At 71.2% G+C, this 18,103-nt stretch carries 15 protein-coding genes; 5 read left to right on the forward strand and 10 right to left on the reverse strand.

The genetic code is table 11. From position 1 onward, the window contains the following. Positions 1-200: 200 nt before the first annotated feature. Genes ACZ6TV_RS39705 through ACZ6TV_RS39715 form a run of 3 tightly spaced genes read right to left on the reverse strand, consistent with a single transcriptional unit; the run spans position 201 to position 2,708 of the window. Positions 201-983, reverse strand: a complete 783-nt coding sequence (locus tag ACZ6TV_RS39705; protein WP_465303897.1) for an ABC transporter permease — start codon at positions 981-983, stop codon at positions 201-203. Beyond that, complete coding sequence (locus ACZ6TV_RS39710) at positions 976-1,746, reverse strand: ABC transporter permease (RefSeq protein WP_465303899.1); 771 nt, start codon at positions 1,744-1,746, stop codon at positions 976-978. Before ACZ6TV_RS39710 ends, ACZ6TV_RS39705 begins: the two co-directional genes overlap by 8 nt. Before the next feature lie 14 nt (positions 1,747-1,760). Next, on the reverse strand, positions 1,761-2,708 hold the full coding sequence (locus ACZ6TV_RS39715) for an ABC transporter ATP-binding protein (RefSeq protein WP_465303901.1): 948 nt from the start codon (positions 2,706-2,708) through the stop codon (positions 1,761-1,763). A 528-nt stretch (positions 2,709-3,236) separates the two neighbouring features. Here ACZ6TV_RS39715 and ACZ6TV_RS39720 point away from each other — a divergent pair. Continuing rightward, positions 3,237-4,529: a CHAT domain-containing protein gene (locus ACZ6TV_RS39720; RefSeq protein ID WP_465303903.1), complete on the forward strand. Its 1,293-nt coding sequence runs from the start codon at positions 3,237-3,239 to the stop codon at positions 4,527-4,529. Between the two features lie 155 nt (positions 4,530-4,684). Here the strand turns inward: ACZ6TV_RS39720 and ACZ6TV_RS39725 are convergent, their stop codons facing one another. The 4 genes from ACZ6TV_RS39725 to ACZ6TV_RS39740 form a co-directional block, all read right to left on the reverse strand. Next, positions 4,685-6,337 (reverse strand): lectin, encoded by a 1,653-nt coding sequence (locus ACZ6TV_RS39725; RefSeq protein ID WP_465303905.1) that lies wholly within the window; start codon positions 6,335-6,337, stop codon positions 4,685-4,687. Positions 6,338-6,456: 119 nt separating this feature from the next. After that, positions 6,457-7,317, reverse strand: coding sequence for a carbohydrate ABC transporter permease (locus ACZ6TV_RS39730; RefSeq protein ID WP_465303907.1), 861 nt, complete (start codon positions 7,315-7,317; stop codon positions 6,457-6,459). 6 nt (positions 7,318-7,323) lie between these two features. Continuing rightward, on the reverse strand, positions 7,324-8,301 hold the full coding sequence (locus ACZ6TV_RS39735) for a carbohydrate ABC transporter permease (RefSeq protein ID WP_465303909.1): 978 nt from the start codon (positions 8,299-8,301) through the stop codon (positions 7,324-7,326). Between the two features lie 13 nt (positions 8,302-8,314). Further along, positions 8,315-9,643 (reverse strand): ABC transporter substrate-binding protein, encoded by a 1,329-nt coding sequence (locus ACZ6TV_RS39740; protein WP_465303911.1) that lies wholly within the window; start codon positions 9,641-9,643, stop codon positions 8,315-8,317. A 244-nt stretch (positions 9,644-9,887) separates the two neighbouring features. Here ACZ6TV_RS39740 and ACZ6TV_RS39745 point away from each other — a divergent pair, with 244 nt between their 5' ends. The 4 genes from ACZ6TV_RS39745 to ACZ6TV_RS39760 are packed head-to-tail and all read left to right on the forward strand — an operon-like array spanning position 9,888 to position 14,669. Then, entirely contained in the window at positions 9,888-11,207 is a 1,320-nt protein-coding gene (locus tag ACZ6TV_RS39745) for an L-fuconate dehydratase (protein ID WP_465303913.1), read from the forward strand. A 1-nt stretch (position 11,208) separates the two neighbouring features. Continuing rightward, positions 11,209-12,720: a sugar ABC transporter ATP-binding protein gene (locus ACZ6TV_RS39750; protein ID WP_465303915.1), complete on the forward strand. Its 1,512-nt coding sequence runs from the start codon at positions 11,209-11,211 to the stop codon at positions 12,718-12,720. Next, a complete protein-coding gene (locus ACZ6TV_RS39755) occupies positions 12,717-13,688 on the forward strand; it encodes an ABC transporter permease (RefSeq protein ID WP_465303917.1) in 972 nt (323 codons plus the stop codon). Before ACZ6TV_RS39750 ends, ACZ6TV_RS39755 begins: the two co-directional genes overlap by 4 nt. Before the next feature lie 15 nt (positions 13,689-13,703). Beyond that, a complete protein-coding gene (locus ACZ6TV_RS39760; protein ID WP_465303919.1) occupies positions 13,704-14,669 on the forward strand; it encodes a substrate-binding domain-containing protein in 966 nt (321 codons plus the stop codon). 69 nt (positions 14,670-14,738) lie between these two features. Here the strand turns inward: ACZ6TV_RS39760 and ACZ6TV_RS39765 are convergent, their stop codons facing one another. Genes ACZ6TV_RS39765 through ACZ6TV_RS39775 form a run of 3 tightly spaced genes read right to left on the reverse strand, consistent with a single transcriptional unit; the run spans position 14,739 to position 18,097 of the window. Then, complete coding sequence (locus tag ACZ6TV_RS39765; protein WP_465303921.1) at positions 14,739-15,680, reverse strand: phosphoglycerate dehydrogenase; 942 nt, start codon at positions 15,678-15,680, stop codon at positions 14,739-14,741. Between the two features lie 12 nt (positions 15,681-15,692). Further along, positions 15,693-17,438 carry a hypothetical protein gene (locus ACZ6TV_RS39770; RefSeq protein WP_465303923.1) on the reverse strand — a complete coding sequence of 582 codons (1,746 nt, stop codon included), beginning with the start codon at positions 17,436-17,438 and terminating at the stop codon, positions 15,693-15,695. Then, a complete protein-coding gene (locus tag ACZ6TV_RS39775; protein ID WP_465303925.1) occupies positions 17,435-18,097 on the reverse strand; it encodes a hypothetical protein in 663 nt (220 codons plus the stop codon). The genes ACZ6TV_RS39770 and ACZ6TV_RS39775 overlap by 4 nt, the downstream gene beginning before the upstream one ends. Positions 18,098-18,103 lie beyond the last annotated feature (6 nt).

An 18,103-nucleotide genomic window follows, 5' to 3' on the forward strand; every position in this document is an offset into this window, starting at 1 on the left:
GCCACGGCCCCGAGCAGCGCGGTGACGGCGACCGCGGCCCCTCGGGCGGTAAAGCGCGATGAAGTCATGGCCATAGATGTATCGAGATATCGACGGCCGTGACAGTGTCCGATCGGGCAGTCCCCGGCAGAGCATTTGAACCAGAATGCGGCCGACCCGGACAATAGCCAGGTGCGGGCCGGCCGCATCGCCCGGCCGGGTCAGCCGCGCAGCGTCCGGTCCAGCCGGCGGACGGCGACGAGCAGCGCGGCGAGGCCCAGCACCGTGAGGTAGACGATCGCGATCAGCGCGTGCCGCCAGCCGGTGCCGAGGAAGCAGGCCCGGACCAGTTCGATGCTGTGGTACAGCGGCAGCGCCTCAACCAGCCACCGCACCGGCCGGGGGTACACCGACAGCGGGAAGAACGTGGTGGAGAACAGGAACATCGGCAGCATCACCAGCTGGATCAGCTGCGTGTCCTGCCAGCTGCGCAACAGGGTGACCACGACCAGGCCGAGCGACGCGAAGGTCGCGCCGATGAGCAGGGCGGCCGGGACGACCAGCAGCGCGGTCCAGGTGCCGGTCAGGCCGATGAGGCTCACCGCGACCAGGAACGTGGTGGACACGAGCGTCCCGCGCAGCAGCGCCCAGGTGACCTCGCCCAGCGCCACGGCGCGGCTGGACATCGGCGTGGTGAGGATGGCCTGGTAGGTCTTCTCGGTGGCGAGCTTCGCGTACATGTTGAACGTGGTCTCGTTCATGGCGCCGTTCATGGCCGCGGTGGCCAGCAGGGCCGGCGCCACGAAGCTGGGGAAGTCGACGGCGGTGCCGGCGAGGCCGGTCACGGTGCCGACGAGGACGCCGATGCCGACCCCGAAGGCCAGCAGGTACATCATCGGCTCGAAGATCTCGGCCAGCAGCACCGGCCAGGTGTGCCGGTAGATGAGCAGGTTGCGCTCCACCATGGTGAACGCCCGGCCGGGACGCAGCGCCGTGTCAGACATACAGCTGCCTCCGGTAGTTGCGCCGGGCGAGGACGACGCCGGCGACGGTGAGCGCGGCGAGGTACGCCACGTGGACGAGCGTCAGTGGCAGGGTCGCGGTGCCGAGCGCGACGCCGCGGGCGAGGTCGATGCCGTGCCACAGCGGCGTCACCCAGGCGACCGGCTGGAGCCACCCGGGCAGCTGCTCGATGGGGAAGAACGTGCCGGAGAACATGTACAGCGGCAGGATCACGAAGCGGAACATCATGTTCAGCTGCGCGGGGCGGCTGACGGTCACCGCCCAGGCCGCCGCGGGCGCGCCGAACGACACGGCGACGAGGACGGCGATGGGGACCAGCAGCGCGCCGCGGGCGGGATCCACGGCACCGAAGCACGCGCACACCGCGATGAACAGGATCGCGTTCTGCGCCGCGCGCAGCAGCCAGTACAGCAGGTGGCCGTGGAAGATGTCGGCGGGACGCAACGGGGCGGTCGCCGCCGACCGGTAGTTGCCGGTCGGCCGGGTGCTCTGGAAGACCGGGCCGGCCGCCTCGAGGAAGGCCGTCTGCATGACGGCGGCGATGAGCAGCCCGGGCACGATGAACTCGGCGTAGGTGTGCCCGTGCAGCTGCGGGTCGGCCCGGGCGTCGATGAGCTTCCCGAGGCCCAGCCCGAGGGCGATCATGAAGAACAGCGGGTTGACGACGCTGATCACGATGCTGCCGCGCCAGGTACGGCGGTAGCGCAACAGCCAGTAGGTGAGGGCGTGCAAGGCGGTGGTCATCGCGGAGATCCCCGTCAGTCGATGAGTGAGCGGCCGGTGAGGGTGAGGAAGACGTCCTCCAGCGTCGAGCGCCGCACGATGGCCGCAGCCGGGCGCACGCCCCTGGCGTGGACCGCGGCCAGGGTCGACTCGCCGTCGTCGGTGTACAGCACCAGCCGGTCCGGCAGCACCTCCAACCGGTCGGTGACCCCGGCGCACTTGTCGATCATCGGCTGCCGCTCGTGGGTGGCGAACCGCAGCTCGAGCACCTCGCGGGTGCTGTAGCGCCCGATGAGGTCGGCGGGGGAGCCCTCGGCGACGATCGTCCCGGCGTCCATCACCACCAGGCGGTCGCACAGCTGCTCGGCCTCGTCCATGTAGTGCGTGGTGAGCAGCAGCGTGACGCCGTCCTCCTTGAGCTGGAACAGCCGCTCCCACAGCAGGTGGCGCGCCTGCGGGTCCAGGCCCGTGGTCGGCTCGTCGAGCAGCAGGATCTCCGGCTGGTTGATCAGCGCCCGGGCGATGGTGAGCCGCCGTCGCATGCCGCCGGAGAGGGTGGCGACGGCCTGGGTGCCCTTGTCCTCGAGCCGGCTGAACTCCAGCAACTGGTCGCAGCGCTCGCGCAGGGCCTTCCACGCAATGCCGAAGTAGCGGCCGTAGATGAGCAGGTTCTCCCGGACGGTGAGCTCGGTGTCGAGGGTGTCGTCCTGCGGCACCACGCCGAGTCGGGCGCGGATCAGCCGGCCGTCGCGGGCGGCGTCCATGCCGAGGATGCGCAGTGTGCCGCCGGAGACCGGGGAGACGCAGGCGATCATCCGCATGGTCGAGGACTTGCCGGCGCCGTTGGCACCCAGGACGCCGAAGGCCTCACCCGCGCGGACCTCGAAGTCGATCCCGCGGACCGCGGTGTACGGCTCCCCGCCGGAGCGGCTGTCGTAGGTCTTCGTCAGGCCCCGGGCCTCGATGAGTGGCGCAGTGGTCATGATCGTAAACCTAGTCGGCGAAGTCGAAAATTTACAACGCATTACCACGTTTCGAGCAAGCTCTTGTCGACCCGATTGCGGCACCGGTCCCGGCCCCCTGTCGGTGCGCCGGGCGTTGTCCGCGCCGCAGTTGGTCAACGCCGACACCCGCGCCCGGATCCAGGAGATCTCCGGTGTGCTCGGCCACCAGCCCAACCGCGCGGCCCGCGGGCTGATCACCGGCCGAACGTCGCCACCGGCGACTACCACCGCAGCGTCTACTTCCGCTGCACACCCTGACCCGAGACGGAAAGCGCATCGGAAGTCCCGCACGCGCCCGCAGTTCTCCGAATCGCGGCCGCGTGCGCTGGGCCGTCCGCCTGCGGTGCCGCTGTCCGTCAGGACGTCATGAGCGGTCTGCCCGTGGCCCGCGGACACAGTTTGGTGGAGGAACCCGTGACAGACCTCGGCAGCCGTGACCTGGACCCGGCAGCCCCGCGGCCGGCACCACGGCCTGCCGCCGCCAGCAGGCCGGCGGCCGCCGGTGCGGTGGCGCCGCTGGAGGGGCACAACCGGATCCTGATGCTCGCCGCGAACCCGGCAGCCACCCCACGGCTCGCCCTGGACGAGGAGGCCCGGGAGATCGACGAGAAGCTTCGACTGTCCGGAGGCCGCGACACCTTCGAGTTCATCACCCGCTGGGCGGTACGCCCGGCGGACCTGCTCCAGCACCTCAACCAGCTCCGCCCGCAGATCGTGCATTTCAGTGGCCACGGCACCGCGAACGGCGAGATCGTCCTGTCGACCGGCACCGGCGGTGAGCACCGTGTCAGCCCGGAGGCACTGGCCGGACTGTTCAGGACCATGAAGGACGACGTCCGGATCGTCGTGCTCAACGCCTGCTACTCCGCTGCCCAGGCAGAGGCGATCGGCCGCCACATCGACTACATCGTCGGCATGACCGCGCCCATCGACGACCGCTCCGCCGCCGTCTTCGCCGCCGCGTTCTACTCGGCCCTCGGCTTCCGTCGCACCGTCGAGGAGGCATTCGATCAGGCGACCGCGGCGCTGATGCTGCACGGACTGCCGGACCACGCCGTCCCCCAACTCATTGTCCGGCCCGGGGCCGAGACCGCGGCTCGGATCGGCGCCGGGCCGGCCACGGTCGAAGACCTCTTCTCACCGCTGCCCGCGCCCGTGACGATCGCCTGGCGCTCGGATTTCGACCAGGGGCTGCACCGCGGCACATACACTGATCCGGCGGTCGAGCTCCACGTCGTCCCCCTGGGCGCACCTCCGCTGTCGGCACGGGTCCATGCCGGCCTCGTCGATTCGCTGCCCGCACGCATCCGGGCCGCCGCCGCCGTTCCCGCAACGGAGGCGGTAAAGCTCACGCGCGACACCGCGGGTGCGACCGTGCCCTTCGATCCGCCGAGGCTGCGCTGGAACGAGGCGCGGGCGCCGCAACTGCAGGGCATCCGCCTCGCTGCCGACGGTCAGGTGTCGATCTGGTCGACGCTGCCCTGCGATTCGATGGGCGCCGTCCTGGACCGCGATCATCTTCCCGCGCAGATCGCTGACCTGCTCCGCCTGATCGGCCGGCTGGAACTGCTGGGTGCCGCACACATGGCTGTCGCGGCCGGTGTGCAGTCGACGCTGATGCTCTCGATCGACAGCGTCGACCGGCTGCCCCGACGGCAGGCGAGCACGTTGTACCAGTCCGACAAGCCGATCCGCGTCGAGCCCGACGAACGCATCTCCGCCGCGGCGCTGGCCGACAGCGCTCCAGAGGTCGCGCGGGCACTGTCCAGGGCGATCCTCGACGCCGCCGCAGCACGGTAGGACCCGATGTCGCTGAGGACGGTCCGATGACGCGGTGAGCGGCCGTGACGGGGTACGGCACTCGTGCCTGACCTGTCACGGGCCGGGGGCGCTGTCCAGGGTGCGTCCGCTCCCAGGTTCCGGTGGAGCGGACGCACCCGGAGACGCGCCGGTGGCTATGCCGGGAGCTGGTCGAACTGTTCCCAGCCGCCGATCGCCGTGCGGTTGGCGATCAGGGCGGCGGCGCCCGCGTTCTCCGCGCACACGTAGCGGTTGTTGACCGTGGCGAGGAGGCTGACGGTGCCGTTGCTGTTGCGGATCAGGGTGAACGTCTCCCAGGGGCCGGCGGCGGTACGGTTGGCGATCAGCGCGGCGGCGCCGGCGTTCTCCGCGCAGACCAGGCGGCTGTTGACCCTGGCGCGCAGCGCGATGTTGCCGCCGCCGAGGTCGAGGACCTCGAAGCGTTCCGCGTTGCCGACCGCGGTGGCGGAGGCGATCAGCGCGGAGTTGCCGCTGTTGGGTGCGGAGACGTAGCGGTTGTTCGCCCGGGACCGGAACGCGAAGGCGGTGCCGGTCGGCGGGGTCGAGGGCCCGCCGGCGACCGGCTGGGTCGGCCGGGTCGGGGTCAGCGGCGTCTCGCGTTTGAACATGCGGCCGCCGTCGGCGGTGAGCCGCAGGTAGTAGTCCGCCGAGCAGGCCACGCCGTCGGCGTCGAGGGCGGGGTGGCCGAAGTTCGCCGGCTGCATCGAGGCGTTCTCGGCGGTCTTCGCGATCTGGTTGCCCTCGTTGAACTCGTCGAACATCGACACGTACAGGCCCTGCGCGCCGAGCCGGGTCATGTTGTAGATGTGCCGCCAGTAGAAGTCGCCGTGGGCGCGGGCGCCGGCGGACAGGTCGCCGGGCATGACGCACGGCTGGTAGTCGATGCCGCGGGCGTTGCAGTCGGCCTGGTCGCCGAGGTTGACGTTGTTGTAGTAGGAGTCGAGGCCGGCGACGTCGCCGGTGCGGCCGACCATCCACGGCGAGATCATGTTGAACGCGTGGTACACGTCGAGGAAGCCGGGTCGCGAGTCGTTGACGCCGGTGCGCCACCAGGTCGGCACGCCGCCGATGACGTAGCAGCCCTGGGCCTTGAACCAGTTGATGACGTCCAGGCACGGGCCGGGTGCGAACGGGCGGCCGGGGTCGTTGAAGCCGAAGCCCCAGATGCAGACCACCGGCTTGCCGTTCTGCCGGGCGTACGCCGGCGACGCGGTGTAGGCCGACATCTTCGTCGTCCAGTCGGTCTTGATCTGCGACTGCATGTTGGTCCAGCTGGTGACGTCGTACATGATGTAGAACTTGCGGCCGAAGGCCTCCGCGGCGCTGCGGACCTTGACCGTCATGGCGTCGCGCATGGGACCTTCGCCGCCGACCGGGTTGAACCGTTGCAGCGCGGCGGTGTCGCAGCCGTAGTCGCGCATCCACTTGAAGTGGGTGTCGACGGTCTGCTGGTCGTAGGACGAGAACAGCTTGGCGGGCTGTCCGTTGCCCAGGTTCGCGTACGCGGTCGGGTAGCTCTTGGTGAACTCGCGCATGTCCGGCCACGACACGAGCGTCGTGTTGCCCGGCGACGGCGGCTGGCTGCCGTTGGCGCTGTAGTGCCACCACTGGTTGATCGGTGACCCGTCGCCGAGGCAGGCGAACCACCCCTGGTAGCCGACGGAGATCTTCCCGACCACGTCGCCGGGCGGGCTGGCGGCCTCGGCGGTGCCGGCGACGTACGCGGTGGCACCGAGACCGGCGGCGGCCAGTCCGGAGGCCAGGACCTGGCGTCTGGTGATGCTCATCGAATGTCCTTCAGACACATGGGAGCGCGCCGACGCAACCTGGTGTAACGGCATTCCGCGATGAGGGTGTCCGGAATTGCCGTCTTCGGTTGGACTTTTGCAAGAAGAATACTGATTTGTCAATACGTTGCTGTCCCGAGCATCTGGCCGCGGGTGAGGGCGCGCTGGGCGATGACGAAGACGGCGACCACCGGGGCGACCGTGACGAGGGTGGCGACGGCCAGCTGCGGCGCGTAGAGCCGTACGTCGAGCCCGGCGGCGTTGGTCGGGTCGAAGAGCGGGCTGGAGGAGACCAGCTGCGGCAGTCCGACCGAGATCGTGGTGTCCGACGACAGCGGCAGCAGGACCAGCGGCAGGAAGAAGTTGGTCCAGTTCGCCACGAAGCTGAAGAAGCCGACCAGGGCCACCGCCGGCTTCGCGGCGGGCAGCGCGACCAGGCGGAAGATGTCGGTCTCCGACAGCCCGTCGATGCGGGCCGCCTCGAGGACCGGCGCGGGGAGCGTCGTGCGGAAGTGGATGTACGTGAGGTAGACGCCGAACGGGTAGAAGCCCATGAGCAGCGCGACGACCCAGATGTTGTTCACCGCCCCGGCCGCGCTCACCTCCAGGTACAGCGGGATCACCAGCACGGTGTTGGGCACGACCATCGTCAGCAGCGTGCAGAAGCGCAGCAGCCGGCGGCCCGGGAAGCGCAGCCGGGCGAGCGCGTAGCCGGCCGGCACGCCGACGACGACGGCGACGAGCGCGCCGCCGGTGGCCACGATCAGCGAGTTGCCGAGCCAGCTCAGCACGACCCCGTCGTTGAAGCGCAGCACCGTCTGCCAGCTGTCGCGGGCGTTGCCCAGGGACAGGCCGGTGGGGCCGGTGCCGTCGTCGCGGCGCAGCCCGACCAGCGCGAACGCGGCGACGGGGTAGGCGAACCCGGCCGCGACGAGCAGCAGTGTCAGGATCCGGCCGGCGCGGCCGAGGTGTACGGGCATCGTAGGTCACCGTTCGTCGTCGAAGAGGCCGCTGCGGCGCACGACCAGCAGGCCGACGCCGAGCGTCACGGCCAGCAGGATCACCGACATCGCGGCGGCCATCGGGGTGTCGAGGATCTGGTACGCGTAGGAGAACCCGAGCTGGTTCGGCGTCCACTGCGGGGCGATCAGCCCGTGCGTGACCTGGCTCAGGACCTGCGGCTCGAGGAACAGCTGGAAGCCGTAGGCGAGGTTGAGCAGCGCGAGGTAGCCCAGCCAGGGCCGGATCATCGGCAGCTTGACCCGCCACGCGATGCCCCAGGCGCCCGCGCCGTCCAGCCGCGCCGCCTCCAGCAGGTCCGCGGAGATGCTGTTCAGCCCGCCGGTGAGCACCACGACCCAGGTGCCGGCGCCCTGGAAGAAGAGCATGGCGGCCAGGATGTACGGCAGGTTCCCGGGCTGGGCGACCTCGCCCAGCGTGTGGTGGCCGAAGCCGTGCCAGAGGAACGCGACCGGGCTCTGCCCGGGGTCGAGCAGGAACAGCCAGAGCATGAAGTTGGCGACGCCGGTGAGGGCGCCGGGCAGGTAGTAGACGAAACGCATCGTGCTGCCGAAGCGGCCGGGGCTCGCGTCGACGAGCAGGGCGAGGCCGACGACGCCGAGCAGCATCAGCGGCAGCCAGATGAGCATGGTGAGCGCCACGTTGCCGAAGGTCTCGGCGAAGCGGAGGTCCGTGACCACCCGCCGGTAGCTGCTGAGCCCGCCGAAGCCGGTCTCCGACTCGTTCTGCAGGCTCTTGACCAGGGCGTACCCGGCAGGTACGAGGCCGCCGACGAGCAGCAGTGCGACGTACGGCAGGACGAGGACCGCGGCGGCGCGGCGGCCCATCCTGCCGGCCCGCCCGGTCCTGCCGGGCCGGCCGGTCCTCCGCGGTGGCTGGGGCGGCGGCGGGACGGCCGCGTGCACCGGCGCGTAGATCTGGCTGCTGCTCCTGTACGTCGACACGGGCGGACTCGATTCAGGCGCTGTCGTGGACGGTGTAGCCGAACGAGCGGGCCTCCCCGACGAGCCGTTCGCCGAAGACGGTCCAGGCGTGGGAGAAGGAGCGCCCCGAGGTGAGCGCCGGGGTGACGGTGTGCGTCCACACGGTGCCGGTGTTGTACCGCGTGTAGTCGCGCTCGGGCCGCACGATGGTGCTCGCCCGGACGAACGCCGCGGCGGCGGCGTCGAAGTCGGCGAGGTACTTCGCCTCGCGCTGCCGGTCCAGCCACGGCTGCTGCAGCGCGGTGACCCCGGGCAGCCCGACGCTGAGCTGGACCTGCCAGCGCGGGTCGGCGGCGACGAACCGGGCGAACGTCAGCGTGTTCGCCAGCTGGGTGCCCTTGATGTGCCGGGAGAACCCCCACAGGCCGCCGCCCTCGGAGCTGGTGTGCGGCGTGTCGTCCGTGGACCAGCGCAGCGGCGCGGCCGCGGCGATGCGGCCCGGCGGGACCTTCCACGTGTCGCGGAACAGGAAGCTGCCCCACCACACCGCGCCCGGGCTCATGACGAGGCGTTTGCCGAGGTCGGCGGCCTCGGGGGAGAAGATGCCGGCCGGGGCGACCGCGCGGGCGGCGACGAGCCGGTCGAGCAGGTCGCGGACGCGCAGGCAGCGCGGGTCGCCGAGGTCGATGTGCACCTGCCGCTCGCCGAGCCGGTGGTTCGTCGGGCAGCCGCTCGCCCACAGGTAGCGGTCGGGTGCGTAGGCGTCGCCGAGGAAGCCGGTGACGTAGCCGGGGTGCTCGGCGGCGATGCGCACGCTGAGCTCGCCGTACTCCTCCCAGGTGGCGGGCGGCCGGTAGCCCCAGGCGGCCATCAGCTGCTTGTCGTACCACAGCACGTCGGGTGCCGCGTCGTTGCGCAGGCAGCGGAACAGCCCGTCGATGCGGCACTGCGAGATGGAGCTCGGCGCATACCCGGCGATGACGTCGGCCAGGTCCTCCGTCAGGTCCCGGACGTAGTTGATCTTCGAGTTGGCGGCCCAGGCGATGTCGTCGTTGGACGGGAAGAAGATCGCGTCCGGCCATCCGGTGCCGGCCTGGTTGAACAGCACGAACTTCTGCTGCAGCTCGGTGCTGCCGACGTTGCCGTTGATGGTCGTCACCTCGACCGGGATCTCGGGGTGCGCCTGCTGGAAGGCGCTCACCGCGGGCAGCCGGGGCGGGTCGACCCACACCGTGATGCGCCCGCCCGAGTCGGTCGCGTCGTCGGCGGTGCCGGTGCCCTCCGGGCCCTTGCAGGCGGCGGGACCCATCAGCGCGAGCACCGCGAGCGTCGTGACGGCGGCACGTGTACCGCAGTGGATCATCGCGGCTCCTCACCGAAGCCATCGGATGTCTAGTGGAATGACGGTGGGATTAGACATGGGAGGTCTCTCGCTGTCAACCCGGACAAACCACGTCCTCGATCACGCATGTCCGAAAGACATCCTATGAATATGCCGATTCGGGGGAGACGCGGTTCGACATCCGGTGCTAGTGTCCGTCGCCAATAGATCGGATCAATGCCCGCCACCGTGGGGATTGATCCGCGCGGCGGACGGAAGTGTGTGCATGACGACGATCACCGCAGTACGGATCCACGACGTGCGGTTCCCGACGTCGCTGAGGCTCGACGGGTCGGACGCGATGAACCGGGACGCCGACTACTCGGCCGCCTATGTGGTGCTGGAGACCGACACCCCCGGGCTCGCCGGGCACGGCTTTACCTTCACCATCGGCCGCGGCACCGACCTGGTCGCCGAGGCGGTGCGGCAGCGCGCCCAGCCGCTGCTCGGCCGCGACGCCGGCGAGCTGTGCCGCGACCTCGGCGCGGTCTACCGGGAGCTGGGCGCGGACTCGCAGCTGCGCTGGCTGGGGCCGGAGAAGGGGGTCGTGCACCTGGCGCTCGCCGCGGTGATGAACGCCGTGTGGGACCTGGCGGCGCGCCGGGCCGGAAAGCCGCTGTGGCTGCTGCTCGCCGAGATGTCACCCGAGGAGCTGGTCGCCGCGACCGACTTCCGGTACATCACCGACGCCCTGACGCCGGACGAGGCCCTCGCGATGCTGCGCGAGATGGCGCCGACCCGCACGCAGCGGATCGAGCGGCTGCGCGAGCTGGGCGGCTACCCCTGCTACACGACCAGCGCGGGCTGGCTCGGCTACGACGACGACAAGCTGCGCCGGCTGCTGAAGGAGGCGGTCGACGCAGGGTACCGGCACGTCAAGCTCAAGGTCGGGCTGGACCTCGCCGACGACGTACGACGGCTGCGGATCGCCCGTGAGGTCATCGGCTGGGACGCGGACCTGATGATCGACGCGAACCAGGTGTGGGACGTGCCGCAGGCGGTCGACTGGGTGGGCCGGCTGGCCGAGTTCCGTCCACTGTGGATCGAGGAGCCGACGAGCCCCGACGACGTCCTCGGGCACGCCGCGATCCGGCGGGCGGTGGCGCCGATCGGGGTCGCCACCGGCGAGCACGGCATGAACCGGGTGCTGTTCAAGCAGCTCTTCCAGGCCGGCGCGATCGACTACTGCCAGCTCGACTCGGCCCGGCTCGCCGGCGTCAACGAGATCCTCGCCGTCTACCTGATGGCGAAGAAGTTCGGCGTCCCGGTCTGCCCGCACGCCGGCGGTGTCGGGCTGTGCGAGCTCGTCCAGCACCTGTCGATCTTCGACTACGTCGCGGTGTCCGGATCCCTCGAAGGCCGGGTCACCGAATACGTCGACCACCTGCACGAGCACTTCACCGACCCGTGCGTGGTCGTGGACGGGCACTACGTGCTGCCGGACGCGCCGGGCTACAGCGCGCAGATGCGCGAGCGGTCGCTGCAGGAGTTCGGCTACCCCGGCGGCGGCTACTGGCAGACGCGCGGCCCCGCCACGGGAGCCTGACATGACCCTGCTGGAGGTGCGCGGCGCGAGCAAGAGCTTCCCCGGCGTCCAGGCCCTGGACGGCGTCGACCTGGAGCTGCGCCACGGCGAGGTCCTGGCGCTCGTCGGGGAGAACGGCGCCGGCAAGTCGACCCTCATGAAACTGCTGACCGGCATCGACCGGCCGGACGCCGGCACGTTCCGGCTCGACGGTGAGCAGTACACGCCGATGAGCCCGAGGCACGCGCAGGAGCTCGGCATCTCGATCATCCATCAGGAGCTCAACCTGATGCCGGACCTCACGGTCGCGCAGAACATCTTCATCGGCCGGGAGCCGCGCATCGGCGGGCTGCTGCTGTCGGAGCGGGCACTCAACCGGCGGACGGGCGAGCTGCTCGCCCGGCTCGGCCTGCCGCTGGAGCCCACCGACCTCGTCGGTGACCTGACGGTGGCGCGGCAGCAGATGGTCGAGATCGCGAAGGCGCTCAGCTTCGACGCGCGGGTGCTGGTCATGGACGAGCCGACCGCCGCGTTGAACGAGGTCGAGGTGGCCACCCTGTTCGGGCTCATCCGCCGGTTCGTCACACCGCGGACCGGCGTCATCTACATCTCGCACCGGATGCACGAGCTGGCCCAGATCACCGACCGGATCACGGTGCTGCGCGACGGGCGGTACGTCGACACCGTCGGCACCGCGTCGAGCACCGTCCCGCAGGTGATCTCGCTGATGGTCGGGCGGACGATCACCGGCGAGCAGCGGCCGCGGGGCGCCGTCGTCACCGGCGAACCGGTGCTGTCGGTGCGCGGGCTGCACACGAAGGCCCTGCTGCGCGACGTCAGCTTCGACGTGCGCCGCGGGGAGATCCTCGGGTTCGCCGGGCTCATGGGCGCCGGCCGCACCGAGGTCGCCCGGGCCCTCGTGGGCGCGGACCGCAAGGACGGCGGCACGGTCACGGTCCACGGGCGTGAGGTCGCCATCGCCAACCCGGCCGACGCGGCCCGGGCCGGGATCGGCTACCTGTCCGAGGACCGCAAACGCTACGGCGTCCTGCTCGGCCGCAACGTGCGGGACAACGTCGTGCTCGCCTCCATGCCCCGCTTCACCTCGCACCTCGGGCTCGTCGCCGACCGGATGATCGCCAGGACCGCCGCCGACCACGTCGCCAAGCTGCGCATCCGCACCCCGTCGACGGGCCAGCTGGTGCAGCACCTGTCCGGCGGCAACCAGCAGAAGACCGTCATCGCCAAGTGGCTCGTCCGCGACTGCGACGTCCTCATCTTCGACGAGCCGACCCGCGGCATCGACGTCGGCGCGAAGGACGAGATCTACGCGCTGCTCGACGAGCTCGCCGCGGCCGGCAAGGCGATCGTGATGATCTCCTCCGAGCTGCCCGAGATCCTGCGGATGTCGCACCGGATCGCGGTCATGTGCCAGGGCCGGATCACCGCCGTCATCGACAGTACCGACGCGACCCAGGAAAAGATCATGGACTTCGCCACCCGATTCAGCACCGAAGGAACGGTGACCTCGTGACCTCGATCCCTTTTCCCGCCAGGGTCCGGGGCTCTGTGCAGCAGCTGCTCGCCCTCGCCAGCCTGATCGCGATCCTGGTGTTCTTCTCCTTCGCCAGCCCGTACTTCTTCACGCCCAGCAACCTCGTCGGCATCCTCATGGCCGCCACGGTCACCGGGATCCTGGCCCTGGGCACCACGTTCGTCATCGTCTCCGGCGGCATCGACCTGTCCATCGGCACCGGCATGATCCTGTGCGGCGTCATGACGGGCGTGTTCATGACGTACTGGGGCTGGCCCGCCTGGGCGGGGGTCACCGCGGCGATCCTGTTCGGCGGCCTGATCGGCTTCGTCAACGGCTTCAACGTGTCGGTCCTGGGCCTGCCGCCGTTCATCGCGACGCTCGGGATGATGCTCGTCGCGTCCGGCCTGTCGCTGGTCATCTCCGGCACGAAGCCGATCTACTTCAAGGAGCACCCCGACTTCCAGCTGCTGATGAACTACTCGGTGATCCCGGGCGCCCGCTTCCCCCTCGGCGTGCTCATCTTCCTGGTGCTGACCGTCGTCGCCGCGGTCGTGCTCGGCAAGAGCATCGTCGGGCGCTACGCGTTCTCGATCGGCAGCAACGAGGCCGCGACCGCCCTGTCCGGCGTCAACGTGGTCCGCTGGAAGCTCACCATCTACACCCTCGCCGGGCTGTTCGTCGGCGTCGCCGGCGTCCTCGCCGCGTCCCGGCTCAGCTCCGCCCAACCCGTCGGCGGCATGGGCCTGGAACTGGAGGCCATCGCCGCCGTCGTCATCGGCGGCACCTCCCTGCAGGGCGGCCGCGGCTCGATCGCCGGCACCGTCGTCGGCGCGCTCATCGTCGCGGTCCTCACCAACGGCCTGCGCGTCACCGCCGTGCCGCAGGAATGGCAGTCGGTCGTGGTCGGCTGCGTGATCCTCGTCGCCGTCTACGTCGACATGCTCCGCAAGAAACGCACCCTCTGAGAAGGAGACACCCCCATGCACAGGAAGGCCTTCGTCGCGCTGCTCGGCGCGACCGCGATCATCCTCACGCTCGGCGCCTGCTCCGACGCCGCCGAGAAGCCCGGCGAGGCGAAGAAGCCCTACGTCGCGCTCATCTCCAAAGGGTTCCGCCACCAGTTCTGGCAGGCCGTGAAGGCCGGCGCCGAGCAGGCCGCCAAGGAGTTCGACGTCACCGTCACCTTCGAGGGCGCGCAGGAGGAGGGCAACGTCGAGCAGCAGATCCAGCTGCTGCAGACCGTCATCGACAAGAAGCCCGACGCGATCGGCTTCGCGGCCATCGACAGCCAGGCGGCGGGCCCGCTCATGCAGCAGGCGAAGAACGACAAGATCCCGGTGATCGCGTTCGACTCCGGCGTCGACAGCGACGTGCCGATCACCACCGCCGCCACCGACAACCTCGCCGCCGCCGCCGAGGCCGCCAAGCACATGGCCGAGAAGATCGGCCACGAGGGCAAGATCGCCATGGTCGTGCACGACCAGACCAGCGTCACCGGCGTCCAGCGCCGCGACGGCTTCCAGGACTACATCAAGAAGAACGAGCCGAAGATCCAGATCGTCGACATCCAGTACAGCGGCGACCCGCTCAAGGCGACCGACCTCGCCAAGGCGATCATGACCGCCAACCCCGACCTCAAGGGCATCTACGGCTCCAACGAGGGCGCCGCGATCGGCGTGCTGCACGCCGCCCAGGAGAAGGGCCTCACCGGCAAGCTGACGATCGTCGGCTTCGACTCCGGCAAGGACCAGATCGACGCGATCAAGGCCGGCACGATGTACGGCGCCATCACCCAGAACCCGGTCGGCATCGGCTACGAGACCGTCAAGGCGGCCGTCGCCGCCATCAAGGGCGACAAGCTCCCCAAGTCCGTCGACACCGGCTTCTACTGGTACGACAAGACCAACATCGACGACGCCAAGATCACCGCCGTCCTGTACCAGTGACCGGCCGAAATTCGTGACCAGGTGCCGGCCGGTGGATCCTCACCGGCCGGCGCCGTGCCTTGTCGCGGCTCAGCCTCGCACGACGTTGCGCAGAGGGGTGCCGGCCCGCAGGGCGGCCAGGTTTTCGGCGATCAGCGCGGCCGCGCCGACCGGGCGCCCGCCGGCGGCGTGCGGGGTGACGATGATGTTCGGCTCGTCCCAGAGGCCGGAGTCCGCGGCGAGCGGCTCGGACTCGAAGACGTCGAGGGCCGCACCGGCCAGGCGCCGCGCCCTTACCGCGTCGAGGACGGCAAGCTCGTCGACCGTCGCGCCGCGGCCGACGTTGATCAGCCAGGCGTGCGGCGGCAGCAGGGCGAGCTGCTCGGCGCCGAGCGCGTGCCGGGTCTCGGGGGTGGCCGGCAGGATCATGACCAGGACGTCGGTCGCGGGCAGCACGGCCGGCAGGTCGTCGGCGGCGACGACGGGAAAGCCGGCCCGCTCACCGGCGCTGCGGGCGACGCCGGTGACGGTCGCGCCCAGCGCGACGAGATGCGGCGCGAGGGTCGTGGCGATCCCGCCGAACCCCCAGATCGTCACCCGGGCGCCGCGGAGCGTGCGGAAGTCGCCGACCGGCGCCACGGGCTGCAGGCCGCCCAGTTCGCCGGCCCAGCGGTGGCCGATCTGCGCGCGGACCGTCAGGTGCAGGCGGCGCGCGGCGGCCAGGATCAGCGCGAGGGTGTGCTCGGTGACCGGCCAGTCGTGCAGGGTCTGCCCGGCGGTGATGACGACGCCCTGCCCGAACCCCGCCGCCAGCACCGCGTCCGGCCCGGCCGCCAGGGTCTGCACCCACCGCAGCCGACCCAGCCGCGCCGCGGCGTCCCGCAACTGGTCCGCCGGGTTGCCCCAGACCACCAGGGCCTCGGCGTCGGTGTGCCCGTCCGGCACGGGCCGGTCGACGGCATACCGGACCGCGGTGACGTCGGACGGGACCTGGACGTCCAGGTCGATGCTGTCAGGCAGGAGCAGTTTCACCGGTCCAGCTTCCTACATCGGCGACCAGCGATGCGTTGCCGGCGCGGGCGGCGGGTCCAGGGCGGCGCCGGCGGCGGCCAGCCGGTCGGCCATCGCCGGGTCGGCGGCGCGCAGGGCGGCGAGATCCGTCTGGGTCTCCAGCAGCTGCGTCCACAGCACGCCGCGGCCCTGTTCCAGCAGGGAAGCGGCCCGGTGCGCGCGGCCGGCGGCGATGGCGCAGGCCGCGGCGTCGAGGGCCAGCTCGGCCCGCTCGCCGAGCAGTTCCTCCCGGCTGTCGCGGCTCACGCCCCGCCAGATCAGCCGCGGCAGGAGCCCGACGGCCGTGGCGTACCCGTCGGACGCGTCCTGCCAGTGCGCCGCCGACGCGGCCACCCCGCCCCACAACTGGCCGGCGAGCACCCGGTCGGCGGCCGGCGCGTGCGGCAGCAGGGCGGCGGCCCGCCAGGCGTCGCGCGCCGGTCCCTGCTCCGCCCGGCTCCGCAGCCCGAAGCCGAGACTGGTCAGCAGCCACGCCCGCGAAGGATGGCCGGCGGGCGTGGCGGCAATGGACGAGCGCAAGAGCTCGACCGCCTCGTCGAGGTCCGCCGGCTCGCCGGTCCGCCCCTTCCGGACGTGCAGCACGGCGGCGAGGTTCGCCCGCAGGCCGGCACGATCGGGCGAGCTGTCGCCGGCGGCGGCCACGGCCTCCCGGCAGCTGGCGACGGCGTCGTCCAGGTCCTGCCAGGCGCCCGTCACCGCGAACCTCAGCTGCAACACGCTGCCGAGGTTGGACAGCCGGTGCGCTCGCTCGCGGTCGCCGCCGGGGGTCGCGGCGAGACCGGCGAGGCTGGCCTCCGCGGCGTCGTGGATGTCTGCGGGACGCTTCCTCCGCTGGAACCGCAGCATCAGCATGGCGCCCAGGTTGGACAGGAGCCGGGCCAGCCCGGGGTGGTCGCCGGGGGTCGCGGACACGGCGCCGCGCCCGGCGAGGACCGCCGCGTCAAGGTCCGCGAGCTCGCCGAGGAACTCGTACCGGGACCGCAACGCGCTGCTGAGGTTGCTCAGCCGGCCCGGCAGCTCGGGGTGCCGATCGGGCGTCGCCCGCACGGCCTTCCACCCGCTGTGCACCGCTGTGCCGAGATCAGCGAGGTCCCCGGTGCGCTCGAACCGTGCGTGCAGCGTGAGGCAGAGGTTGGACAGCCGGTCCGGCAGCGCCGGGTCGTCATCGTCGGTGGTGGCCGACACGGCGGCACCGGCCATCTGCGCCGCTTCGTCGAGGTCCACGGCCGAACCGGTCTGCTCGAACATCGTCCACAACCGAGAGCCGAGGCCCGACAGGACCAACGCCCGGTCGGGGCCGTGGCCGGGGACGGCGTCGAGCGCCGACCGCATCAGGCGCACCGCCTCGTCCAGGTCCGGCCGCGCGCCGCCCCGCTCGAACCGGGCCGCCAGGGCGTTGCTGAGGTTGAACCATCGTCTCGCCCGAGCGGGGTCGGCGTCAGGGGTCGCCGCCACCACCCTGCGGGCCAGGACGATCGCCTCGTGCAGATCCCCGGTCCGGCCCAGCCGGTCGAACCGGAGACGCAGGCAGCTGCCCAGGTGGGACAGCCAGTCCAGGCGGTCAGGATGGCCGTCGCGGAGGAGGAACAGGGCCACGCGGGTCATCAGCACCGCTTCGTCGAGGACTGCGGCGCTGCCGGACCGCTCGAAGCGACGCAGCAACACGGTCGCCCGGTGCTCGACCTGGTCCAGGGCGGGCCCGGCGGAGTGCGGCGTCACACCAGCGACACCGTGCCCTTCCACCAGATCGTGGTGGCGCTGCACCTCGCGGCGGCCGGGACGGTGGCGGAGAAGGTGGTGGTGATCTTCGTGGTCCGCCAGCCGGCGGCGACGGTGTATTGCACACCGGTCACCTTGGCGGTGAAGACCCAGGTGGCGCCGCTCGTCGGGACGCTGAAGCAGGCCGCGCGGCCGGAGACGGCGCTGCCGCGCGCGGACCAGGTGTCGCTGTCCATGGTGAGTGTGACAGTACCGCTGATCCAGCTCGACCCGGCGACGCAGAACTGGCTGCCGCACCGGACCAGCTGCAGCGAAAGCGCCCTCCTCTTGTCGCTGTCGCAGTTGTCGTCGGCGCCGCTGCAGGAGGAGAGGGGCAGCTCGAAGGTGGCCTCGGCGAGACCGCGCGCGAGGTCCTCCGGGCTGGTCGTGGCGACCTGCTGGCGGGCCGCCTGGAGGGCCTTCTCGTGCTGGCCGTCGGCGGCGTCGGCCTCCTCGCGGGAGGTCCGCAGGTCGGTCCGGGCGTGCGCCAGGTCGTCGGCGAGCCGGTCGGCCTTCCGGTCGGCGGCGGAGATGCGCACGGCGGCGGTGACGAGGGTCGCCGCGCAGACCAGGGCCATGGCGATGAACAGGGCGCCCAAGAGCTTCGGGGTCGGCTTCACGCTCGC

It is taken from the genome of Dactylosporangium sp. NPDC051087 (genome assembly GCF_055586325.1).

Excerpts from the sequence above, each read along its gene's own strand:
- ACZ6TV_RS39715 (WP_465303901.1), bottom strand. The coding sequence starts at position 2,708 with ATGACCACTGCGCCACTCATCGAGGCCCGGGGCCTGACGAAGACCTAC.
- ACZ6TV_RS39740 (WP_465303911.1), bottom strand. The coding sequence starts at position 9,643 with ATGATCCACTGCGGTACACGTGCCGCCGTCACGACGCTCGCGGTGCTC.
- ACZ6TV_RS39725 (WP_465303905.1), bottom strand. The coding sequence starts at position 6,337 with ATGAGCATCACCAGACGCCAGGTCCTGGCCTCCGGACTGGCCGCCGCC.
- ACZ6TV_RS39730 (WP_465303907.1), bottom strand. The coding sequence starts at position 7,317 with ATGCCCGTACACCTCGGCCGCGCCGGCCGGATCCTGACACTGCTGCTC.
- ACZ6TV_RS39710 (WP_465303899.1), bottom strand. The coding sequence starts at position 1,746 with ATGACCACCGCCTTGCACGCCCTCACCTACTGGCTGTTGCGCTACCGC.
- ACZ6TV_RS39745 (WP_465303913.1), top strand. The coding sequence starts at position 9,888 with ATGACGACGATCACCGCAGTACGGATCCACGACGTGCGGTTCCCGACG.
- ACZ6TV_RS39760 (WP_465303919.1), top strand. The coding sequence starts at position 13,704 with ATGCACAGGAAGGCCTTCGTCGCGCTGCTCGGCGCGACCGCGATCATC.
- ACZ6TV_RS39705 (WP_465303897.1), bottom strand. The coding sequence starts at position 983 with ATGTCTGACACGGCGCTGCGTCCCGGCCGGGCGTTCACCATGGTGGAG.
- ACZ6TV_RS39750 (WP_465303915.1), top strand. The coding sequence starts at position 11,209 with ATGACCCTGCTGGAGGTGCGCGGCGCGAGCAAGAGCTTCCCCGGCGTC.